5 protein-coding genes are annotated in these 2906 nt (G+C 66.8%); 4 read left to right on the top strand and 1 reads right to left on the bottom strand.

The features are described 5' to 3' along the window. The coding region (locus tag GX015_RS09915) for a glycosyltransferase (protein WP_291344794.1) at window positions 1-585 on the top strand (585 nt) is incomplete at its 5' end. Window positions 586-660: 75 nt separating this feature from the next. On the opposite strand, the gene GX015_RS09910 is transcribed toward GX015_RS09915, so the two are convergent. Beyond that, a complete protein-coding gene (locus tag GX015_RS09910; protein WP_291344792.1) occupies window positions 661-1050 on the bottom strand; it encodes an RNA polymerase-binding protein RbpA in 390 nt (129 codons plus the stop codon). Window positions 1051-1140: 90 nt separating this feature from the next. Between GX015_RS09910 and GX015_RS09905 the strand changes: the two genes are divergently transcribed. The 3 genes from GX015_RS09905 (at window position 1141) to GX015_RS09895 (ending at window position 2827) form a co-directional block, all read left to right on the top strand. Further along, window positions 1141-1527 carry a hypothetical protein gene (locus GX015_RS09905; RefSeq protein ID WP_291344790.1) on the top strand — a complete coding sequence of 129 codons (387 nt, stop codon included), beginning with the start codon at window positions 1141-1143 and terminating at the stop codon, window positions 1525-1527. Between the two features lie 126 nt (window positions 1528-1653). Continuing rightward, entirely contained in the window at window positions 1654-2358 is a 705-nt protein-coding gene (locus GX015_RS09900) for a YceI family protein (RefSeq protein ID WP_291344789.1), read from the top strand. 229 nt (window positions 2359-2587) lie between these two features. After that, complete coding sequence (locus GX015_RS09895; protein ID WP_291344788.1) at window positions 2588-2827, top strand: hypothetical protein; 240 nt, start codon at window positions 2588-2590, stop codon at window positions 2825-2827. The last annotated feature ends 79 nt before the right edge of the window (window positions 2828-2906 follow it).

The following is a 2906-nucleotide window of genomic DNA, read 5'->3' as shown; positions in this document are numbered from 1 at the left end:
GGCAAGGGCGGCCTGTGGGGCGCCTACCGCGCCGGTTTCGCGTGGGGCCTGGAGCGCGACTACAAGGTGCTGTGCGAGATGGACGCCGACGGTTCGCACGCCCCGGAGCAGCTGCACCTGCTTCTCGGCTCCATCGACGACGGCGCCGACCTGGTCATCGGTTCGCGCTACGTGCCGGGCGGGTCGACGGTGAATTGGCCGGCGTCGCGCAAGATCCTGTCGCGCGGCGGCAACATTTACATTTCGGCGTTGCTCGGCGCCGGCATCCGCGACATCACCGCCGGGTACCGCGCCTTCCGCCGCGAGGTGCTGGAGACACTCGACCTCGACGCCATCGGCAAGGAGGCGTACCTGTTCCAGACGGAGATCGGCTGGAAGACCGTGCGCGCCGGCTTCGACGTCCGCGAGGTGCCCATTACCTTCACCGAGCGCGTCCACGGCGAGTCGAAGCTGTCGGGCAGCTTCGTCACCGATTCGCTGACGGCCGTGACCAAGTGGGGTCTCGGTTACCGCGCCGGCCAAATCCGCGACATCGCCGACGAAGTCGGCCGCCAGGCCAAGCACTCCATCAAGGAACGCTTCTAACACGCTTTACGACGAATCGACCCGGGAGACCATGCGATCTCCCGGGTCGATTCGTCGTAAAGCCATGTGGTGAAGCTACTTGCCTTCGGCCTCCGCGGCCTCGGCTTCCTGCTGCTGCTTGAGCAGGCGCGCGGCATTGCGGCGGCGCTTGCGCAGCAGATCGACGCGCTCGTCGAGCAGGACGTCGAGGTCCTCCAGGGAGCGGCGCTCGCGGAGCATGTCCCAGTGGGTGCGCGGGGGCTTGACCGGCTTGGCTTCGGTGCCCTCGCCCTCGACGAGCTTGCCGACCTGGCCGTTTTTGCACAACCACTCACTGGGAATCTCGGCATCGTCAGCGAACGGAACTTCGAAAATGCCGTCGTCGGTCTGGTAGCGGACCATGCGGCGGGGCGCGAGGTCGTGGTCGCGGTCGGTCTCGTAGGAGACGGCGCCCATGCGGCTGCCGCGAAGAACTCGATCTGCCATGGTGTGGCGGCCCTTCTTCCAATGATCGGGGATGGGAAACGCTGACCCTCGATTATAACCCCTGGGTGCGGGCCGTGCCATAATCCGGGCGTGACCCTCAACGACACCGCCCACTGCGAATGGTGCGGCAGGGAAATCGCCCTGTCGCCGCGCGGCCGTCGCCGCAAGTACTGCGATCAGACGTGCCGCCAGCGGGCGTACGAGCACCGCCGCACGGAGGCCGGCACGGGCGTCGGCGCCGGTTCCGGCGCCATGGGACCCGGCGGCTCGGGAGGTTCCGCAAGAGCGGGCGCAGGGGAGCGGGGGACGGGACTGTCCGCCGAACGACTGTCTGCGCTTCGCGACGGGCTGTTCGAACTCCGCTGCGCCGCCGAAGACGTGGAAACCGCAGTCGGCGAAGGCGCGGACGCCGGCGACGTCGCGGCGATGTGCCGCGAGCTGGTGGTCAAGGCGCGGGAGCTGGAGCATTTCCGCTGATCGGGGAGCCACTGGCCGTCGTTAAGTGACGTGGGCGACACCAGGGGAAGTGAACGCCGAAAACCACATGAGCCGGGCAGTGGGGCGATGACGCTGAAGAAGCACTGAAGGGATACCATGGCGGGTATGAATTCGGGCATGAAGAAGTCGATCGTGACGCTGGTCGCGGTGGCGGTGGTCGCTCTGGCGATCGTCATCGTCGGCCCGGTGCTGTACCGGGTGATCACGTCGGAGGGCGTGCGCACCGGCGGCGTGGACACCGCCAACGTGCAGCCGGCCACCACGGACCGCAATGGCACGTGGGAGGTCGCGCGATCCGGCGCCGGCACGAGCACCTCGGTGGGCTACACGTTCAATGAGTTGCTGCCGGGCAGCAACCGCAAGACGTCGGGCTCGACGCATGACGTGACCGGCTCGTTCGAGATCGCCGACGACACGCTGCAGTCCGGCACGCTGGTGGTCGACATGGCCACGCTGACGTCCGACGACATGAAGCGCGACAACAACGTCCGCGACACCATTTTCACCACCGACGCATACCCGGAGTCGAAGTTCGAGGTCTCCGAGGACACCGACCTGTCGATGGTGCCCGATGACGGCACGCCGACGAACATCGAGGTGCCGGGCCGGCTGACCATCCGCGGCGTGACCAACGACGTCACCGTGCCGCTGGAGGTCATGCGCCACGGCGACCACGTGCTCATGTCCGGCACGCTGGTGTTCAACCGCCTGGACTACAACGTGCGCACGCCGGACTTCGTCGCCGCGTCGGTCGACGAGAACGGCGAGCTGAATCTGCGCATCGTTCTGCGCAAGGCCGGCACCGAGTAGACGCACGCCGCCGATGTGAACCGATGAAGACCCCGGAGCGCCGCCCGAACCGCGCCCGGGGTTCCATCATTTCGTCACAGTGACGTTTTGCGGGGTCACTCCGGTATAGTCACCAAACGTCCCGATGGGGCGGAATCGGCGGTTTTCGGTCACATCGGCCCGCCGACACGAGAACGACGCGAGCGCGACACACATGCGACGCGACGGCACGACACGAAAGAGAGCCACCATGTACGAGAAGATGCTTCTGGCGCGCCGGGTGCGCATGGCGCTGCTCATCGCGTTCATCATCTTCGTCGCATGGCAGAAGATGTGGATGCTCGTCGCCATCGGAGTGGGACTCATGGCGCTGACGATCTGGCAGACCAAGCGCCTGCGCGAGGAGATCGCCGTGCGCACCGCGGCCGAGAACGCCGGCATCCCGTACGGGCCGGCGGCCAACGTCGGCGACGACGAGCGCGGCAAATAGTGCGGCAGCCCGCTGATCAGCGCCGGCAGCGCCCCTCTCGCCGGATGTCCGATAATATACATTATGACATTACGGACAT

It is taken from the genome of Corynebacterium sp. (assembly GCF_012837295.1).
Lineage (GTDB): Bacteria > Actinomycetota > Actinomycetes > Mycobacteriales > Mycobacteriaceae > Corynebacterium.
Note: the sequence above shows the minus strand (reverse complement) of the source record. Positions and strands in the feature narration are given on the sequence as shown.

Coding starts and splice junctions, on each gene's coding strand:
- GX015_RS09910 (WP_291344792.1), bottom strand. CDS start 1,050: ATGGCAGATCGAGTTCTTCGCGGCAGCCGCATGGGCGCCGTCTCCTAC.
- GX015_RS09900 (WP_291344789.1), top strand. CDS start 1,654: ATGAATTCGGGCATGAAGAAGTCGATCGTGACGCTGGTCGCGGTGGCG.
- GX015_RS09895 (WP_291344788.1), top strand. CDS start 2,588: ATGTACGAGAAGATGCTTCTGGCGCGCCGGGTGCGCATGGCGCTGCTC.